Annotated in this window: 18 protein-coding genes; 14 read left to right on the top strand and 4 right to left on the bottom strand. The window is 31.8% G+C overall.

The window, feature by feature from the left end; all coding sequences use genetic code 11:
- Positions 1–23: 23 nt before the first annotated feature.
- The 6 genes from ACJTHF_RS09195 (at position 24) to ACJTHF_RS09170 (ending at position 7,326) form a co-directional block, all read left to right on the top strand.
- The gene (locus tag ACJTHF_RS09195) at positions 24–1,523 is read left to right on the top strand and encodes a DUF6583 family protein (RefSeq protein ID WP_119469798.1); all 1,500 of its coding nucleotides are present in this window, start codon (positions 24–26) and stop codon (positions 1,521–1,523) included.
- Between the two features lie 18 nt (positions 1,524–1,541).
- Positions 1,542–2,708 carry an ABC transporter permease gene (locus ACJTHF_RS09190; RefSeq protein WP_058591184.1) on the top strand — a complete coding sequence of 389 codons (1,167 nt, stop codon included), beginning with the start codon at positions 1,542–1,544 and terminating at the stop codon, positions 2,706–2,708.
- Positions 2,705–3,625 (top strand): ABC transporter permease, encoded by a 921-nt coding sequence (locus ACJTHF_RS09185; protein ID WP_084755778.1) that lies wholly within the window; start codon positions 2,705–2,707, stop codon positions 3,623–3,625. Before ACJTHF_RS09190 ends, ACJTHF_RS09185 begins: the two co-directional genes overlap by 4 nt.
- An 11-nt stretch (positions 3,626–3,636) precedes the next feature.
- Positions 3,637–4,305, top strand: coding sequence for an ABC transporter ATP-binding protein (locus ACJTHF_RS09180; RefSeq protein WP_048541153.1), 669 nt, complete (start codon positions 3,637–3,639; stop codon positions 4,303–4,305).
- A gap of 315 nt (positions 4,306–4,620) precedes the next feature.
- Positions 4,621–6,012, top strand: coding sequence for an L-cystine transporter (locus tag ACJTHF_RS09175; protein WP_058591181.1), 1,392 nt, complete (start codon positions 4,621–4,623; stop codon positions 6,010–6,012).
- Between the two features lie 144 nt (positions 6,013–6,156).
- The gene (locus ACJTHF_RS09170) at positions 6,157–7,326 is read left to right on the top strand and encodes an acyl-CoA dehydrogenase family protein (RefSeq protein WP_106417485.1); all 1,170 of its coding nucleotides are present in this window, start codon (positions 6,157–6,159) and stop codon (positions 7,324–7,326) included.
- Positions 7,327–7,371: 45 nt separating this feature from the next.
- On the opposite strand, the gene ACJTHF_RS09165 is transcribed toward ACJTHF_RS09170, so the two are convergent.
- Positions 7,372–8,310: a DMT family transporter gene (locus ACJTHF_RS09165; protein ID WP_106417486.1), complete on the bottom strand. Its 939-nt coding sequence runs from the start codon at positions 8,308–8,310 to the stop codon at positions 7,372–7,374.
- Positions 8,311–8,456: 146 nt separating this feature from the next.
- Between ACJTHF_RS09165 and ACJTHF_RS09160 the strand changes: the two genes are divergently transcribed.
- Together ACJTHF_RS09160 and ACJTHF_RS09155 are read left to right on the top strand one after the other, a co-directional pair.
- Positions 8,457–8,831: a YbaN family protein gene (locus tag ACJTHF_RS09160; protein WP_058591178.1), complete on the top strand. Its 375-nt coding sequence runs from the start codon at positions 8,457–8,459 to the stop codon at positions 8,829–8,831.
- A 191-nt stretch (positions 8,832–9,022) separates the two neighbouring features.
- Positions 9,023–9,955, top strand: a complete 933-nt coding sequence (locus tag ACJTHF_RS09155; protein WP_106417487.1) for an ABC transporter substrate-binding protein — start codon at positions 9,023–9,025, stop codon at positions 9,953–9,955.
- Positions 9,956–10,325: 370 nt separating this feature from the next.
- Here the strand turns inward: ACJTHF_RS09155 and ACJTHF_RS09150 are convergent, their stop codons facing one another.
- Together ACJTHF_RS09150 and ACJTHF_RS09145 are read right to left on the bottom strand one after the other, a co-directional pair.
- Positions 10,326–11,834, bottom strand: a complete 1,509-nt coding sequence (locus ACJTHF_RS09150) for a sodium:solute symporter (protein ID WP_078354955.1) — start codon at positions 11,832–11,834, stop codon at positions 10,326–10,328.
- Between the two features lie 30 nt (positions 11,835–11,864).
- Positions 11,865–12,734: an N-acetylneuraminate lyase gene (locus ACJTHF_RS09145; protein WP_048541140.1), complete on the bottom strand. Its 870-nt coding sequence runs from the start codon at positions 12,732–12,734 to the stop codon at positions 11,865–11,867.
- Positions 12,735–12,883: 149 nt separating this feature from the next.
- Here ACJTHF_RS09145 and ACJTHF_RS09140 point away from each other — a divergent pair, with 149 nt between their 5' ends.
- The 5 genes from ACJTHF_RS09140 (at position 12,884) to ACJTHF_RS09120 (ending at position 16,458) form a co-directional block, all read left to right on the top strand.
- Complete coding sequence (locus tag ACJTHF_RS09140) at positions 12,884–13,567, top strand: FadR/GntR family transcriptional regulator (RefSeq protein ID WP_048541137.1); 684 nt, start codon at positions 12,884–12,886, stop codon at positions 13,565–13,567.
- A complete protein-coding gene (locus tag ACJTHF_RS09135) occupies positions 13,567–14,205 on the top strand; it encodes a FadR/GntR family transcriptional regulator (RefSeq protein ID WP_078354953.1) in 639 nt (212 codons plus the stop codon). The genes ACJTHF_RS09140 and ACJTHF_RS09135 overlap by 1 nt, the downstream gene beginning before the upstream one ends.
- A gap of 6 nt (positions 14,206–14,211) precedes the next feature.
- The gene (locus ACJTHF_RS09130; protein ID WP_232157288.1) at positions 14,212–15,069 is read left to right on the top strand and encodes an ROK family protein; all 858 of its coding nucleotides are present in this window, start codon (positions 14,212–14,214) and stop codon (positions 15,067–15,069) included.
- A gap of 76 nt (positions 15,070–15,145) precedes the next feature.
- Complete coding sequence (locus ACJTHF_RS09125; RefSeq protein ID WP_048541132.1) at positions 15,146–15,697, top strand: biotin transporter BioY; 552 nt, start codon at positions 15,146–15,148, stop codon at positions 15,695–15,697.
- 14 nt (positions 15,698–15,711) lie between these two features.
- The gene (locus ACJTHF_RS09120) at positions 15,712–16,458 is read left to right on the top strand and encodes a GNAT family N-acetyltransferase (RefSeq protein WP_078354951.1); all 747 of its coding nucleotides are present in this window, start codon (positions 15,712–15,714) and stop codon (positions 16,456–16,458) included.
- Between the two features lie 45 nt (positions 16,459–16,503).
- On the opposite strand, the gene fdhD is transcribed toward ACJTHF_RS09120, so the two are convergent.
- Entirely contained in the window at positions 16,504–17,298 is a 795-nt protein-coding gene (fdhD, locus tag ACJTHF_RS09115; protein WP_078354950.1) for a formate dehydrogenase accessory sulfurtransferase FdhD, read from the bottom strand.
- Between the two features lie 134 nt (positions 17,299–17,432).
- Between fdhD and ACJTHF_RS09110 the strand changes: the two genes are divergently transcribed.
- A complete protein-coding gene (locus ACJTHF_RS09110) occupies positions 17,433–19,793 on the top strand; it encodes an FdhF/YdeP family oxidoreductase (RefSeq protein ID WP_078354949.1) in 2,361 nt (786 codons plus the stop codon).
- The last annotated feature ends 107 nt before the right edge of the window (positions 19,794–19,900 follow it).

The following is a 19,900-nucleotide window of genomic DNA, read 5'->3' as shown; positions in this document are numbered from 1 at the left end:
AAATTTTAAAAAGAGGTGTTTAAATGTCTACTAAATTAAAGTTACTAATTATAGGAATTGTAGTAGCCTTTCTTGCAATAGTAGGAATTGGTGGCGCAGCAACATATTATTTTCTAACTAATACGCCAAAGAATACATATTTATTAAGTGAACAAGAATCAGCAAAATCTTGGAAAGAATATTTTAACGACAGGTTTGAAAATGAAACTGAATTCCAAGATAAAATGAAAGATGAATCTTATGAAACTTCATTGAAATTTGGAGCAGAAGTATCAGATTCATTAGTTTCACAATTAGGTATACCAAAGTCGGTTATTGACTCAACGAATATTGTCTTCAATGTTGGGCATGATCCTAAAGCGAAAAACTCTAAACTAGGTATTGAACCTACAATTGCAGATAACAAGATTGGTAACTTCCAATGGAGCGCAGACAAAAATAATCAATATTTAGAAACACCATTATTTAAAGACATATATAAAGTGAAAAATAATGAAATTAAAAAAGGAATCGAAAAAGCTTCTGGTGAATCATTAGATTCAGCAGATGGACAAGAAATCACAAATGATTCTTTAAATTTAAATACGATCTTATCAAGCTCTCAAATCTCTCAAGATCAAATCGACAAAATCTCAAAAAGATATAGTGACTTGTTTGTTGATCAATTAGATGACGATAACTTTGAAAAAGACAAAGAAAAAGTTAAGATTTTTGATGATGAAAAAGATTTGAAAAAAGTAACAATGAACTTAAGTGAGAAAGATACTAAGAAAATTGTTGTAGCAATTCTTGAAGAAGCTAAAAAAGATGAAGATATTAAAAACATCGTAGAAAAACAAGGTAATGTAAAAGAGTACGATAAAGAAATTAAAGATTTATTGAAAAAAGCTAAAGACGAAGATGTAAAGAATTATCCTAAAGTTAAATCTATCATTTATGTAGATGGTAAAGAAATCTTGAAACGTGACTTAACAATTACAAATAAAGATAATGAAAAAGTTAGAATTCAAGGTACAAATGTTATTGATGATGGCGTACAAGTAGATTATAAAGTATCAGCACCAGGTGAAGACGGTGGACTTACACTTAAAGGTAAATCAACTGGTAAAGATGAAATTAGCGATAAATACGATCTAGAAATCAAAGAAAATTCATACTCAACAACAACACTAAAATTAGATAATAAATCTAAAGTTGACGGAGATAAACGTACGGATAAAGGTAAAGTGACGATTGCACCATCTAGCGGTCAAAGCTTCGACTTAAATTACGACCATAATTTAACAACAGACACTAAAAACAATCAACAAAAACAAAAATTAAATGTTGATTTTGATGTGAATGGTGAAAATATTAAATTAATTATGGATGGTAAAACTGAACTGAAAAAAGATATTAAATTCAAGAAAGATGGCGCGATTGACTTTAATACATTATCAGATTCAGAAGTTGATGATTTAACAAAAGAAATAGAAGATAAGCTACAAGATTTAGGAGAAAATCTTGCGAAAGATATTCAATAATTAGAGAGGAGTGGTTATATGTCGACAATAAAATTGTTCAACATATACCACTCTTTTTTAATTAAAAAGTGGTATTTGATTGCATATATTTTATTATTATTGTTAGCTGTGTTGGCCGTAATGATTGGGGTTAACCAAGTAAACGAAAAAGATCAGGCGTTTACGATTGGAATCGTAGATAAAGATCAATCAAAAGAAACAAAGTTAATTTTAAATGCGATAGGTGATGGGCAATCGCTTGGAAATGATTTGTCTATTAAGCATTATAATGAAGAGGAAGCACGACAACTATTATCAAAAAAGAAAATTGATGGCTATTTTGTCTTTAAAGATGGCATGACGAAAGCATTTTATAAAAATGGTGAGTTACCAATAGTTGTGAATACATATGATAAACAATCAGTTGAAAGTATTATTATTTTGCAGTTAACAGATTCGGTCTATAGTCGATTAATGTTGTCGATGGGTGGGGCGATGTCTTATACGTCTCTTTATCCTAGTGCATCCGAAAATGAATTATTAACGATGATGACAGATATGTTATTTACTGGTTTAAATAGAAGCGGCTCCTTTGATGATGAGCCTATCAAAGTATTTGATACGTTCAGTTATTATACAATTTCAACTTATTTTGTATCTATTTTTTTCTTCTTCTTTTCAATTTTTAGCATTTTAAAAATGAATCAAAAAGATGCGTTGAAAGAACGATTAAGTATGTATCATTTCTCATATGAAAAATTAACAATTGTAAGAGGTGTGTTTAGTCTTTTCTATACAACACTATGGAGTATACTGGGTTTATGGGTCATCATACATTTTCTTAAACCAGAATTTGAAATGTATAATATTGGGCAACTTAGTTTAGATATTGCTTATTATTTAATCATGATATTCTTAGTGTTTCTCTTTATAGATATTGCGTTTAGAAGTATGTTGAATTATTTGTTCAAAGTTTTATTAACGTTAGTGATAATATTGTTATCTGGCGCAGTGATTCCAATCATTTATTTAAAAAGTTTGAGTGCAGGAATAATTGAGGCATTACCATTTTCAATTGTGTTTAATCAGTTAGTAGAAATGCTATTAAATAATTACATCATTGACACACATCCAATGTATTATTGGCATTTAGGTATTATGCTTGTATTAGTAATCTCTGCTTTGTATTGGAGGTATCGCCGATGAAATCAATCTTTTATTTAGTTGTTAAAAAGCAATGGAAACAATATTTAACTTTAGTGGCGTTACTGTTTATAACAATATTGCTCATTGTAGGCGTTCAAGCATCCAGCAATCAATTATTTAAAATGCCAATAGCTGTTCAAGATTTGGATAAATCTCAATCTTCAAAAGAGTTAGTGCATACTTTAGAACAAACAAAATATTTAGAAGTCATACATTTACCAAAGAATGAGGCGTATATCGAAGATGTCATTCAAAAAAAGCAAGCAATCGTAAGCTTACAAATACCTGATGATTTTAGTACCCGTTTAAAAGAAAATCGTTTACGTGATAGCATTCCGCTATATTACAAAGATGGTTTCATTGGAGAAATTGCATTAGAAGTGACGAGTAAAGCTTTATACCAACAGCAAATACCCGTCATTATTGAAGGTCATTTAAAGAAATCTAAACAAGATGTAACAATGCAAGAAATTAAAGAAGCGTATATTAAAAATACACCTCACTCTAAAATGGAACACCATGCAGTTCAAAAGCATTCAGATGTTTCGATTGGTGCAGCAGTATATGTTGCATTGCTATTAATCGTGAGTTGTAGTCAAATTGTATTGCACCAACGACTGAAACAAAATGCTGCACTAGAGCGATTAATGATGTTTAATGGCACCAAAATCAAATTATATACGTATTATATATTGAGTCATGTCATATTATTATTCGCGATTGTAGCCATTACGAGCTTAATATTATCATGGTCATTAAGCATCGTATTTTATTTGGTCTTATTGATGACATTATGTATATATGAAAGTGTCTTAAGTATATTCTTATTTAAAATAAATACGCTTAGTCATAAATTATTTATGTCTATCATATGGTCTATCGCAATAAGTTGTCTTTATTTGTATATTCAAGTTTAGGAGGTGTATACATGATTACAATAGAGCATTTATCAAAAAAGTATAAAGATAAAGAAATTTTCCATGACTTTAATACAACATTTAAGGATAAGACACTTACCGTATTGCTAGGTGAAAATGGTGCTGGTAAGTCAACGTTACTAAGGATGATTACAGCATTAGAAAATCCAGATAGTGGGGGTATCCGTTATTTTGGGAAAAAGTTAAACAATAAAAAAATCAAAGAAATCATAGGTTATATACCTCAAGATATTGCATTATTTGAACATATGACAGTAAATGAAAATATAGAATTTTTTAAAGCATTAAATAAACAACCTATATCTTCAGAGCTTATAGAAGATTACTGTAATCAGTTGAATTTATATGAAAGAACAGCAAAAATCTCTTCGCTTTCTGGTGGTACAAAACGTAAAGTTAATTTATTAATCGGATTGCTCGGTAATCCAAGTATATTAATTTTAGATGAACCAACAGTAGGTATTGATTTGAAATCTAGATTTGACATTCATAAATTATTAAATCATTTAAAAACAACAAGACTTATTATATTAACAACGCACCATTTAGATGAAGTCGAAAGCTTAGCAGATGAAATTAAGTTAATAGGAAAAGATCCATTCTATAGAAATATATTAACTGATAAATCTTGGGCATTTGAAGACAGTCTTGTATTGTGAAATAGAGTAGCAGTTAGTAACAAAAGTCGGCGGAAGTGTAACTAAGGAGACCCATAGTCACAAAAGTCGGTGGAATTGTAACTAAGGAGGCCCATAGTAACAAAAGTTGGTCGAACTGTAACTAAAGCGACGTAAGTAATTAAAAAAATCATCATAATTTTAAACATACTAAGATTATTGAAACAATGATCTTAGTATGTTTTTTTGATTGTATTTATCTAAATTTTTAGAAAAAGATAAACGTATTGCAAAACATATTTTTAAAGTGTATTCTTATTTAATGTATCGGAATTAAAAGATTTAGGAGGTCCATTAATGGAAACACTTTGGGTAGTCATTAATATTATTGTTTTCTTATTATTTATAGGTTTATTAGGTTATTTAAATAAGAAACATGTAAAGTTCTCTAAGCGTGTTCTTATTGGTTTAGGAATAGGGATTGTGTTTGGTTTAGCTTTACATCTTATTTACGGTGTAGATTCTAAAGTAACAGAGTCGACAGCTTCATGGTTTGATATTGTAGGTACAGGTTATGTGAAACTATTACAAATGATCGTTATGCCACTTATCTTTATATCAATTGTTTCAGCATTTACTAAAATAACAATTGGTCAAAACTTTGCTAAAGCTGGCGCTTGGATATTTACATTTTTACTAGGAACGGTTGCTGTTGCAGCTTTAATTGGAATTATTTATGCGATGCTATTCAATTTAGATGCATCACAAATCGATTTAGGTAATGTAGAAAATAGTCGTGGTCAAGAAATTGAACAAACTTCTAAAGATATGACGGCTAATAATTTACCATCACAAATTATTGAATTGTTACCTGCCAATCCATTCTTAGATTTCACAGGTGCTAGAGGTACTTCAACAATTGCGATCGTTATATTTGCTGGATTTGTTGGATTTAGTTTCTTACGTGTGATGAGAAAAGAACCTGAAAAAGGTAACTTAATTAAAAGAGGGATAGATGCGATTTATGCCTTAGTTATGGGAATCGTTACGTTTGTATTAAGATTAACACCTTACGGGATTTTAGCGATTATGACTAAAACGGTCATGACAAGTAACTTTGAAGCAGTATGGACATTAGGTAAATTTGTTGTAGCATCTTATGCGGCCTTAATTACGATGTTCATCATACATTTAATTTTAGTATCTGTTGTTGGTTTAAACCCAGCTACTTATGTTAAAAAAGCAAGTGAAACATTACTATTCGCATTTACGTCTAGATCAAGTGCAGGAACGTTACCTTTAAATGTTCAAACACAAACAACTAGACTAGGTGTTCCAGAAGGTATTGCAAACTTTGCAGGTTCATTTGGTTTATCAATTGGACAAAATGGCTGTGCAGGTATTTATCCAGCGATGTTAGCTATGATGATTGCACCAAGTGCAGGTATTGACATTGATTTACCGTTTATCTTATCTGTTATCGGTGTTGTAGTCATCAGTTCATTTGGTGTAGCAGGTGTAGGTGGCGGTGCAACATTTGCCGCTATACTCGTACTTTCAACATTGAATTTACCTATTGCTTTAGCAGGGGTATTAATTTCAGTTGAACCATTAATCGATATGGGTAGAACAGCATTGAATGTTAATGATTCAATGTTAGCGGGTACGGCTACTGCTAAAATTACAGGACAATTAGATGAAGAAAAATACAATGACCAAGACTTCAATGAACTTGGAGAGTCATATTAATTATTAATTTTATACAGGCACATACTGATACCGATCGTGAATTTCAGTATTGCCTGTTTTTTATAAAAACTTATTGGTATGCTCGGATATATATTGAAAGCAAATAAATACAATGATAAAGTGATATTAAGGAGTGTGGACACGATGAGTAGAGATTTATTTATTAAGAATGAATTCCAACAAAAATGGGTTAATAAAATAGAAAATCATAAAGCGTCATTACAAAAACACGCTGAAAAAAATGATTTAAATTCAGAATTTCCATATGAAAATATTAATTGGTTAATTGATGAAGGCTATACTAAAATTGTACTTCCAAAATCATATGGTGGCGAAGGTGCGACACCAGAAGATATTATTTTATTCCAAGAAACATTAGGTAGAATTGATGGTGCAACTGCATTAGCAATTGGTTGGCATATGGGTGTAGTTGGACAAATTTATCAAGAAAAATTATGGACGCAAGATTTATTAGATGAATTTGCTGAAGAAGTATTAAATGGCGCGATTGTTAATAGAGCTGTAAGTGAAGCGGAAACAGGCAGCCCAACTCGAGGTGCACGTCCAAGTACACACGCTGATCGTGTCGGAAATCATTATATTATAAATGGTGTTAAGACATTTACAACAATGAGTCAAAGGTTAACGCATTTTCTTGTTGGTGCATATGTACCAGAAAAAGAAGCACTCGGTTTCTTTTTAATACCAAGAGAATCTGAAGGTTTATCAATAGCAGAGAATTGGAATATGGTAGGTATGCGTGCTACTGAGAGTCATGATTTAGTGTTAGATGATGTTAAAGTTCATGAGAAATACTTAGTAGAAGTTGCGAATGGTCCAAGAGGTAATAATATCAACCCATGGAATCTACATATTCCAGCAGTATATTTAGGTATTGGGCAAGCAGCACGAGATTATGCTGTTGATTTTGCAAATGAATATAGTCCTGGAAGTATCGATGGCGTGATTGCTGATATTCCAGCTGTTCAACAAAATATTGGTCAGATGGAATTAGAATTAACAACTGCAAGACATTATATATATAGTGTAATCAATAAGTATTTAAATCCTTCCATAACAGATGCAGTTATAGATGTTGAAATAGGTGCAGCTAAACATGTTGTCGTTAATCACTCTATTAAAATTATTGATATCGCAATGAGAATTGTAGGTGCGAAAAGCTTACAAATGGAAAGACCGTTGCAACGCTATTATAGAGATATAAGAGCTGGCTTACACAATCCACCGATGGATGACGTAACCATTACAAAATTAACTAAAAAGGCTAGAGAAGAAAGAAGTAAAAGTCAATAAAAAGAATGGTTAGAAATTTTTAAGATTTCTAACCATTCTTTTTTACTATAGATGATCTGTTTGTGTGGCTTTTTTACGTTTTTTACGTCTTGGTTTCATGCCTACTGACATATATAGTACGACAATCAAGATGATAATCATACCGATGAGTTGCCACAATCCAAATGGTACTTTTAACCATAGAACTGAAGATATAACAGCTGTTACGGGCTCGAGTACACCAAATAATGCTGTTGTTTGTGGGCTAATATATTTCACACTTTCTAAATACATCCAAAAAGCAAACATCGTTCCGAAAGTGATCACAAAGATGAAATAAATGACGCCTTGTATATCTAATAAATGCCAAGGAAATGAGAAATCTAAGTTGATAATTGAAAGTGCAATACCGCCAATTAACATTGACCAACCGATTACAACAAGAGATGGCCAATTTAAAAATAATTTAACAGCATATACAGTATAAAAAGCAGCTGCACAAGCTGTTAATAATCCCCAAACGATGGCATTTGGAGGGACTGATAATGTGGCACAATCACCATTTGTTAATAATAAGCTCGTTCCGAATAGTGAACACACGATGATGATAATATCAGTTAATCTAAATTTACTTTTTCTAGTGATTAGTAAATAAAGTAATATGACGACTGGTGCTAAAAATTGTAACAAAGTAGCAATAGCAACATTCCCTTTATCAATTGTCGCCATAAAGGTGTATTGTACACCTAACATGCCGAATAAAGCATATATAATCAATTGAAATAATGAATGTTTGACTCTAAATATATTTGTTAAAGGATGTTTCTGGATTAATTTTGCAATGAGCAAAAGGAAAAATCCACTTAATATCAATCTTTCAGCTACAAATAATGAAACAGGTAAATGGTATTCTGTAAATAACTTTTCAGTAACCGTTCCACCTAACCCCCAAAATGTAGCGCCAAGCATCACTAATAAGGTACCTTTTAGTTGTTTGTTCTGCACTTATAAGCCCCTCGATTCTAAAAGATGTTAATTGATTAATTTTAGCATTTGATAAATTATTAAACAATAAGCTGAAATGTTTTACTTGCAATTTTATAATATGCGTTCTTATAATGAACATAATGAGTTAAAAGTGAGGTTTCTGCATGAAATTTGTATTAATATCAGTTGGTATACTTGCTACTATATTAGGATTTGCTGGCGCTGTATTGCCGTTATTACCTACAACACCATTTATATTATTAGCAGTATTTTGTTTTGCTAAAAGTTCAGATAAATTCCATAGTTGGTTAGTAAGCACAAAAGTTTATAAAGAATATGTAGAAGATTTTCAAAAATATAGAGGGTACACTTTAAAGAAAAAGTTCGAATTGCTTATAAGTGTATATATCGTAGTAGGCTTATCAATTTGGATGGTCGATCATTTTTATGTTCGCATAGGTCTTTGCATCATGTTATTCTTCCAAACTGTTGTATTATTCACTTTTGTTAAAACTTTGCCAAGTAAAAATAAATCGTAATATTAAAATATCGATAAAATGACGTAACGTCTTTTATCGGTATTTTTTTGTTGTATTTGCATACATCATTATTATTGTAAAATAGAATAAAAAAGTTATATAAATTTAAAAATTCTATTGCTATATAGAATGAAGGGTTATATAATAGATAAAGATGAAAATGAGAGTCATTATCAATTGGGAGGATAATTATGAAGAAACTTTTAGTGTTTATTATGGCTTTAGCATTAGTTGTTGCTGCTTGTGGCAATAAATCTGATGAGAAAGAGAGCAACAGTAAAACAAAATCAAGTAAAGATACAGTAAGTTATAAATTAGACGACGGTAAAAAAATAGATATCCCGAAAAACCCTAAACGTATTGTTGTATTAGCACCATCATACGTTGGTGGCTTATTACACTTAGGTGTTAAACCTGTGGGTGTACCAGCTTCTACAGATCAAACACCAATACTTAAAGATAGAATTAATGGTATTGAAAAAGTAAGTGAAGACAATGTTGAACAAGTAGCTAAATTAAAACCAGACTTAATCATTACATATAACGCAGATAAAAACTTAAAGAAATATGATAAAATCGCACCAACAATTCCTTACGACTATGCAAAACACAATTACTTAGACATGCAAGTAGAATTAGGTAAATTAGTTGGTAAAGAAGACAAAGCAAAAGAATGGGTAGAAAAATGGAAGAAAGAAACTTCTAAAGACGGGAAAGAAATTAGAGATAAAATCGGCGAAGATACAACAGTATCAGTTATTGAAGCATTCCAAAAAGACATCTATACTTACGGTGAAAACTGGGGTAGAGGAACAGAAGTATTATACCAAGCATTCGGTTTAGCAATGCCAGAAAGCATTGAAAAAGATGTTAAAAAAGACGGTTGGAAAAAAATCTCTCAAGAAGAAATTGAAAAATATTCAGGAGATTACTTATTCTTACCAGTAACAAAAGGACAAGCAAAACCAGAATTCACAAAAACTGAATCATGGAAATCAATTCCAGCAGTTAAAAATGATAAAGTCATCGAAATTGATGCACAAACATTCTGGTATAACGATCCATATTCATTAGAAATGCAACGTAAATACTTAAAAGATGAAATTCTTAAAAAAGCTGAATAATCAATAGCAAATGCTATAACACCGATTCTCATTATCAGAATATAAAAAGCAGGGACGTCAGTCTTTGCTTTTTATTGTTCAGGCCATAACGCATGAAGACTAAGAGATATCGTGCGCTAGAGTACAAAATCAGTATGTAACGCACGAAGACTAAGAGATATCGTGCGCAAAGGTATAAAATCAGGGTGAATCGCACGAAGACTAAGAGATATCGTGCGCAAAGGTATAAAACCAGGGTGAATCGCACGAAGACTAAGAGATATCGTGCGCAAAGGTACAAAATTAGTGTGTAACGCACGAAGACTCTCGAACATTATGCAACAAAAATTAAAAGCAGGGACGCTGATGTCCCTGCTTTTTATATAGTTCATTATTTTGTTTCTTTAACATATTGATCATTAATTGTATGAATAGTTAAGCCTACGATATTCTTGTTGTGTTTCGCGAATGGTAAGCTTGCTAAGTAACCTACAATAAATGCGATAAAGAAACCGATTACGGATACTGTAAATGGTGTGATATCTGTTTTTCCTATAAAGTAAGAAACGATTGCTGCGACGATTAGTCCGATGATAACACCATAAGTATTGGCTTTTTTAGTAAATATACCTACTGCAAACACGCCGGCGATTGGTACACCGAATAGTCCTGTTACAAGTAAGAATAAATCCCATGTTTCGTTTGTTTTTTGATTAATTAAGTATAATGATGCCAATGTACCAAAGACACCTGCTAGAATAATGATGATTCTTGCTAATAGTACATCATTTTTAGCGTTATTTGTTTTAGAAAATCTTTGTTTTAAATCGACAACTACACAGGCTGAAATTGAGTTCAAGCTTGAAGAAATTGTTGATTGTGCTGCAGCAAATATAGCAGCGATTAATAATCCGCCAACAAATGGTGGAATTTGTGTAAGTATGAAATAAGGTACGATAGCTGATGTGTTAAATCCTTCTGGTAAAGATGTTACATTGTTATAGAAAGAATACAACACAGTTCCCATTCCATAGAAGATAGGGATTGTAATAAATGCTAATAACCCGTTAGTCCATAATGATTTGTTTGTTGATGATATTGAACCAGTTGTTTGATAACGTTGAACGATATCTTGGCTGGCAGTGTATTGGTGTAAGTTATTAAAGATAGAGCCAATAAATATAATTGGAATTGCAGCAGCAGCTGTTCCGAATTTCCAGTTGTCCGCTGAGACAAATTTCTTATCTTGCACAGCTTCATTTAAGACTGTACCGAAGTTTCCATCAATTTGGAAAGCACCTAAGAAAATAACAGCAACAGCACCACCTAATAAGATAATACCTTGAATAACGTCGCTCCAAATAACCCCTTCTATACCACCCATAAACGTATAGATAACACATAATAATCCAACTAATGCTGCGATTAAATATGGGTTAATATCTGAAACGGAAGTGATTGCTAATGTTGGTAAATAAATAACAATCGCAACACGTCCAATATGGAATAATGTGAATGCTAGAGATCCAATAACACGCATTGTGATACCGAATCTTTCTTCCAAATATTCATAAGCAGTTGTTACATCAAGCTTTCTGAAGAATGGAATATAGAAATAAATCAATAATGGAATAATCGCGATAATGGCGATATTTCCAGCTGCATAAGACCAGTCTGTATTAAATGCTCTTTCTGGTGTTCCCATATAAGTAATCGCACTTAAAGTTGTAGCATAGATTGAGAATCCAACTGCCCATGCAGGGATTCTACCTTTTGCTTTGAAGAACGCGTCTGTATCTTGCCCAGCTCTTTTTGTAAAATATACACCTACTAATAACGTTGCAATTAAATATAAAATTAATGCAATCCAGTTTCCTGTACCAAATCCTACTTCATTCATAATATGACATCCCCTTTGTACATCAAATAATTATAAATTGTATTTAGAAACAAGTTCTTTAACTTTTTTGAGTGATGCTTCATCTAATGGCGCGAGTGGTCGTTTAGTTGTACCAGCCTCAATGCCATTTTCATTTAGAACAGCTTTCAAAGTAGGGTAAATACCTAAAGCCAATACTTGCTCAATAATATCGTTTGTTTCATGTTGAATTTCATACGCTTGTTCAATTTTGCCTTCTTTAGCTAAATTAAATATTTGTCTAGCACGTTGTCCATTGATGTTATAAGTTGAACCAATCGCACCATCTACACCTGAAACTGCTGCTTGAATAAGCATTTCATCAAAGCCAGAAAGTATTAATTTGTCTGGAAATGCTTTTCTAATTCTTTCTAATAAGTAGAAGTCAGCAGCAGTATATTTAATACCGATAATTTTTTCATTTTCGAAAAGTTCTTCAAATTGTTGTATAGATAAGTTAACACCAGTTAATGCTGGAATTGAATAAATGATCATTTCATTTCCAGTAGCTTCAATGATGGCATTGTAGTAATACTTGATCTCTTCGAATTTGAATGGGTAATAAAATGGTGTTACAGCTGATAATGCATCATAACCTAATTCTGTAGCAAATTTACCTAATTCGATTGATTCGTTTAAATCTAATGCACCAACTTGTGCGATTAATTTAGCGTCTGATCCTACTTCGTCTTTAACAATTTCAAAGACTTTCTTCTTCTGATCAGTATTCATTAAGAAATTTTCACCTGAACTACCATTTACATATAAACCATCTACTTGTTGTTTATCGATATTTTGGCGAATGATTTGTCTTAAACCTGATTCTAAAATATTGCCTTTCTCGTCAAATGGCACTAGTAATGCAGAATATAACCCTTTCATTTAAAAAACTCCTTTATATTAATTAATTGATAATATTGTCAGACCAATTTATAATCATATTGTAAGCGAATACATATTCTTCTGTCAATCGTTTTATTATTTGATACATCACTTATGATAAAATAAATAATTAAGAGGAGGTAGGTAAAATGATGAAACGAACATCACTCGTTGATGTAGCTGTTGAAAAATTAAAAGAATATATAGCAGAACATCAATTTGATAATGGAGATAAACTACCTTCAGAGAAAATGCTTGTCGAACAATTAGGGGTGAGTCGCACAGTTGTGAGAGAAGCGATTAGTCGTTTACAACAAAGTGGTCTCATTCAAGTTAAATCAGGAAGTGGCATGTTTATAACAGAGAAGAATAAACATTTATCAATGCTTTTTGAGTCGCATATGAAAGTACATGGTTTTAAAATTAAAGAATTACTTGAAGTGCGTAAAATATTAGAACTCGGTGCGATACGTCTTTTAATAGAAAATAAAATCGTGATCGATGCGAATAAACTAAGAGATTTGAATGATATTTATTATGAGTCTTTTAACAAATCTCAAAAATTTGCACATTATGATTCAGCTTTTCATGAAACGATTATTATCTTTACTGAAAATCAAACATTAATCACGATGAGTAAAGTTATTAAAGAGTATTTCGATAAGAACCAGTTTAATCAAATCGTTGATAAAGAAGACATAGAAAAATCTTACAAAGAACATGCTGATTTAATAGAAGCAATTGAGAAACAAAATTTAACTTTAGCACATGACATTATTAATAAACATCTGTCTAGAGTCGTTGAGTGGATAGAAGAATTGGAGCAAAAATGATGGGTAAATTAGATAAGATTGAAGTCCAAAGTTTGAAGTCGCAAGTATTACAAGAAATTAAACAATATATTTTGGATAAAGGCATGACAGAAGGGGATCGCTTACCGACAGAGCGTGCTTTTACTGAAATGTATGGCGTGAGTCGTTCAGTTGTAAGAGAAGCTTTGAGTTATCTGGAACATACAGGTGTGATCGAGACAGTTCAAGGAAGAGGAACGGTTATCAAAGCACCGGATATCTCTAGTTTAGTTGAAGGATTTCTATTTAGTTTCCAAGTCGCAAATGGTTCGAAAAATGATTTACTGTCATTGAGAATTATTTTTGAATGTGCAGCTATTGAAGAAATCGTTAAATTAGATAAGGATATCACTGAATTAAAAGCAATTGTAAATGAAGATGTTATCAATCATTATGAGAATGATAAGGCATTTCATCAAACTTTATTAAGTGCTACAGGAAATGTATTATTCGAACAATTAAGCTCTGTTATTCAGTCATACTTTTATCATATTGAAGAAGAGGGGAAAGAAATTAATTATATTCAAACGAATGAAATGCATAAGAAAATTATCGAAGCAATTGCCAATAAAGATGTTCAATTAGCTAAAGAACTTATGACGACACATTTGTCTATTTAGGAGGATATTATGAAAATTGCAATTGATATAGGTGGCACATTTATTAAAGCTGGTGCAATTGATGACCAGCACACAATACATAGTTATCAAAAAATTGAAACACCACATAATAAAGATGGGGGTATAGTTGAAGCGGTTAAAGAAATCGTTGAATCATATACAAAAGAATTTAACTTAAATAAACCTGAAGTTGGTATTTCTACTGCAGGTGTCGTTGATTCACGTAAAGGTGAAATTACATATGCTGGTCCGACGATACCATATTATAATGGTACAAATTTTAAACAATCATTAGCAGATATAGCTAGTAATGTAGCAGTTAATAACGATGTATCATGCGCGTTACTTGGTGAATTGTTAACATTTGATAGAGAAGTTAAATCGATATTTTTAATGACGATTGGTACGGGTATTGGTGGCGCATATTATGAAAATCAATTATTAGAAGGTGAAAAGTATAGAGCATGCGAAATAGGCTATTTATTATATGACAAAGAAACGAATACAACATATGAGGATAGGGGTTCAACAACCGCTTTAAAAAGATTAATCAGTGCCAATTATAAAGAAGATGTGCAAGTCGAGAAGTTGTTTGATTTAGCGTATCAAAATGATGAAAAAGCTCAAGACATCCTTAATCAATGGGCTAAGCATGTAGCAGAAGGTATAGCGCAAGTACAAATCATGTTTGATCCAGAAATTATACTTATTGGAGGAGGAATTTCTCAACAAGAAGTAAGACTATTATCATTGATAGAACCATTTATCGATGATTATTTACCAACTGATTATGGTCATGCCAAAATTGAAGTCACTTCAAAGGGAAATGATTCAGCTTTATATGGTGCGATTTCTAGTTTATAAAATAATTGTTAACTTGTAATTTACATTGGTTAACAATGTGGTATAATATCGTTATCTTATATTAGGAGTGAAAAATTTGAAAACTAAAGATATCGTTATTATAGCAATGTTTACTGCTTTTATTTCAGTATTAGCATTTATACCACCAATTCCATTACCATTTATGCCGGTACCAATCGTTCTACAAAATATAGGTATTATATTAGCGGGATGTTTATTAGGATATAAAAGAGGTACATTAAGTGTTATCATATTCTTATTACTTGTTGCAACAGGACTGCCATTATTATCAGGTGGTAGAGGCGGACTAGGTGTATTCTTTGGACCATCTGCTGGTTATTTATTTGGCTACCCAGTTGTTGCATTTCTAATTGGATTCTTTATAGATAGAAAGTGGAAAGAGATCTCGTTTACATATGCGTTAACAATTAATATTGTGATTGGAGTTCTATTACTCAATTTAATTGGCGGATTTGTGATGGGTGAGTTTATGAATATTTCAATCGCTAAAAGATACATATTAGCAGCAACGTTTTTACCAGGTGATATTGTTAAAGCAATATTAGCAACTATGTTATTATTTAGCTTGAAGAATGTACCCGAAATAAAACGATTAAGAAATACTTAATGAGGTGAATAACGATGGTTTCATTTAAAGATATAGAAACAGATGGAAAGGTTTTGACTGAAACAAATAGATATATACATTATCAAACATTGGATAAACGTATTCAGTATGATTCTAACAAAATTGTATATAAAGAAATGCCAGACTTAGATACGTTTAAAGCAGATGAAGCAATGTTGAAAGAAATCCATCAAAAAAATAATCAGCCTTTTCTTAAATTTGTCTTTCCTGAAAATGAAACAATCGATATTGAATTAAGAGAATATTTGAAATTACAAGGTTATGAAACAGGTTGGTTAGAATTATATATCAATTCTGAGAAGAACTTTGAAAGTGATGACAATCAAGAGGTTGAAGTTGTTCTAACGAATGAGGATAACATTGTTGATTTCTTGAACGTATCATATGAACAAGATGAAGCATATGGCAAAGACTATGCAGATCTTAAAGTTGAATTAAATAAAGAACAATTACATAGTGATAATCCGATTCAAGTATTATCTTATTATAAAGGTAAGCCTGTAGGTATGTTGCTTATATGGATGAATGAGAAATATGTAGAATTAGATAGCTTTGGTGTTCGAGAAATATATAGAAGGTTAGGTATAGGAACGAAAATGCAAGCCTTCGTAGCAGAAATCGCTAAAGATAAACCGATTATTCTAGTAGCAGATGGTGAAGATACAGCTAAAGATATGTATAAAAGACAAGGTTATATTTATAGTGGATTTCAATTTGAAACGTTAAAAGAATACAAATAAAAACAGGTGAGACAGCAAATGATGTCTCAACCTGTTTATTTATTGTTAGGATTTATTTTGTATTCTATAAGTGTGGCTATATATATTAAAGCTGCCATCTCTTATAAATCCAACTGCCGTTATATTTAAATCATGTGCTAATCCAATTGCTAAGTTAGTTGGTGCTGATTTAGACAAGATGATGCCGACACCAATTTTAGATGCTTTGATTAATATTTCCGAGGAAATTCTTCCACTAAAAATGAGTACTTTATTTCTGATTGGAATGTCATGTTCTATACAATAACCATATAATTTATCTAATGCGTTATGTCTACCAATATCAGATCGATGCAAATAAAAGTCATCTCCATCACATATTGCAGCATTATGCAAACCACCTGTTTCTTTGAAAATCTTACTTTCTTCATGTAGTTTATCCATCATAGTTATAATTTGTTGAGGTGTAATGTTTATTTTAGATTGTGACACTTTAGCTGTTACGGCATCGTTATTAAAATAGAAAGCTCTACTTTTACCACAACACGACGAAATCATGCGTTGTGTATTTTTTTTGAAATTGATATCAATTTCTTTTGTGAGCTCTACATGAGCAAAACCTTTAGAATCATCTATTGAAATAGATTTAATTTCAGATTTCTTCTTAATAACCCCTTCAGATGCAATAAAGCCGAGCACGAGTTCTTCTAAATGTTTAGGTGAACAAACGATTGTTGCAAATTCTTCTCCATTTATAATAATCGTAATAGGAAATTCTGTTGCGTAGTTATCCGTTGTCTCTATAAATTGATCATTTTGGTATTTTAATATTGGAAGATTGTAAGTCATATTTTGCTTCATAATGATTCCCCATTTAAATAATTGTTTAATAGGTTTATTTTACTTTGTAACCTATGAATAATAAAGTGAAAGCACTTTCAAAATATATTGTGATTTCATATAATAAATGTAAGTGAAATCATGGAGGGGTAAATATGGGTAAGACTAAACATCAAGGTCCTATGAAGAAAGATTTAAAGCTAGCACCAGAATTTTGGGTGAGTCCAATACCTTTTGGACTAGGTAAAGTAAAGCCTAAACATATAAGAGATACAATGAAAATTGTTTGGGATAATAAAGATAATTTAAATTACGCTAAAAATATTATCACTAAAGGTGTTTGTGATGGATGTGCATTAGGTGTATCTGGATTAAGTGATCAAACTTTAACCGGTCCTCACGTGTGTACAACACGATTTAATGTTTTAAGATTGAATACAATGCCAGAAATTAAACCAGAAATTTTACATCAAGATATAGATGAATTGAGAAAATATAATAGCACAGAATTAAGGCAATTAGGTCGTATTCCTTATCCAATGATGAGACGAAAAGGGGATCGTAAGTTTATCCGTATTTCTTGGGAAGAAGCGATGCAAACAATAGCTGAAAAAATGAAATCATTGAATCCAAGAAATTATGCATTTTATTTAACTTCAAGAGGGATTACGAATGAATCATATTATGTTGCAGGTAAGGTCGCGAGATATTTAGGTGCTAACAATATCGATAATGCTTCTAGAATATGTCATTCACCTAGTAAAACAGCGATGAAACGTTCAGTAGGCGTTGGAGCTTCAACAGCGAATTATCAAGACTGGATAGGTACAGACGTGTTGCTTTTTTGGGGAAGTGTAGCATCTAATGCTTCACCTGTTTCAACTAAATATATGCTTGAAGCAAAGAAAAAAGGAACAAAAATCATCGTTATCAATCCATATAAAGAACCAGCAATGGATAAATATTGGATTCCATCTGTGGCAGAATCAGCATTATTTGGTACAAATGTCGCAGACGAATTCTATCAAGTCAATATTGGTGGTGACATTGCATTTATGCACGGCATTATGAAACACTGGTTTGAAATGGAAGAACAGGCATACGGTTCTGCAATTAACCATAAGTTTGTTGAGGAACATGTTACGAACTATGAAGAACTTAAAGAAACAGTCGAGAAGCAGTCGTGGGAAGACATTGAACAATCAAGTGGTATTTCTAAAGATCAAATTTATAAATTAGCGCTTGAACTTGCCAATTCCCAAAATGCTGTATTTGCCTGGGCACTAGGATTAACGATGCATGAGTTTGCGACGGATAATATATCTCAAGTATGTAATTTAGCTTTATTAAGAGGTTTCTTAGGTAGAAAGCATAGTGGTCTAATGCCGTTCAGGGGACATTCTAGTGTGCAAGGTACTGGAGAAATGGGCTGTGATCCATTTGTATTGCCAGGAGGTGCATTTGATGGAGAAAATAAAAAGCGTATTGAGAAGTTATGGGGATTTGATATTGCGGATTGGCAAGGTGATACTGTCGGTGTAACGTTGGAAAATATTATGTTACCAGATGATCATGAGCGTAAAATTAAATGTTATTACATGTCCGGTGGGAATTTCTTAGAAACAATGCCTGACCCAACATTTATACAAAAAGCTTTAGAAAACTTAGAACTTAGAGTACATCAAGATATTATATTAAATACATCTACTTTAGTTGATGCGAAAGAAACCGTTATTGTATTACCTTCGAAGACACGTTATGAGCAAGATGGTGGCGGTACGTCTACTTCAACAGAACGCATGGTTTACTACTCACCAGTAATTGAAGGGAATCAAAATAGAATAAAAGAAGCAAGATCAGAATGGCAAATATATATTGATTTAGCTAAACGTGTTAAACCTGAACAAGCACATTTAATTGATTTTAAAGATGGTCAAGCTATTAGAGAAGAGATTGCAAAAGCAAATCCAGATTATGATGGTATCCAACATTTAAAAAATCAAGGAGACGTCTTCCAGTGGGGGGGCGCTTGGTTATGTGAAGATGGGATTTGTCCAACTGAAGATGGTAAAGGTCATTTAATTAGCGTAGATATTCCAGACTTAAACAGACAACCTGATGATTTCATGTTAACGACTAGAAGAGGTAAACAATTTAACTCAATGGTATATGGTGATTATGAATCCTTTAACCATGGTGGAAGATATGATGTATTAATGAATAAAGAAGATGCTGATAGATTAAGCATCGCTGAAGGTGAAGGTGTTGTATTGCATAATGGTTTCGGCGTATTTCAAGGTGTCGCAAAATATGTAGATATCTTAAAAGGAAACATTGAAGTCTACTTCCCTGAAGGCAACTATTTATTACCTAGAGGTAGATACGAGAAATACGCTAAGATTCCAGATTATAACATTACAGTCAAAGTAGAAAAAGCGGACAGATTTAACGCCAAAAAAGATAGAGACTATTATGAAAAACCGATTAAAGATTTAGAAGAAATACCGATGCAATAATAGATAGGGAGTATCCTCAAATAAGTAAGGATATTCCCTATCATTACATATTTCACTATACTTTAAGAATAATTTGTGAAAAAATGTATAAGAGTCTTACAATAGTA

Origin of the sequence: Mammaliicoccus sp. RAM2 (assembly GCF_045897195.1) — a bacterium.
Taxonomy (GTDB): Bacteria; Bacillota; Bacilli; order Staphylococcales; family Staphylococcaceae; genus Mammaliicoccus; species Mammaliicoccus sciuri.
Note: the sequence above shows the minus strand (reverse complement) of the source record. Positions and strands in the feature narration are given on the sequence as shown.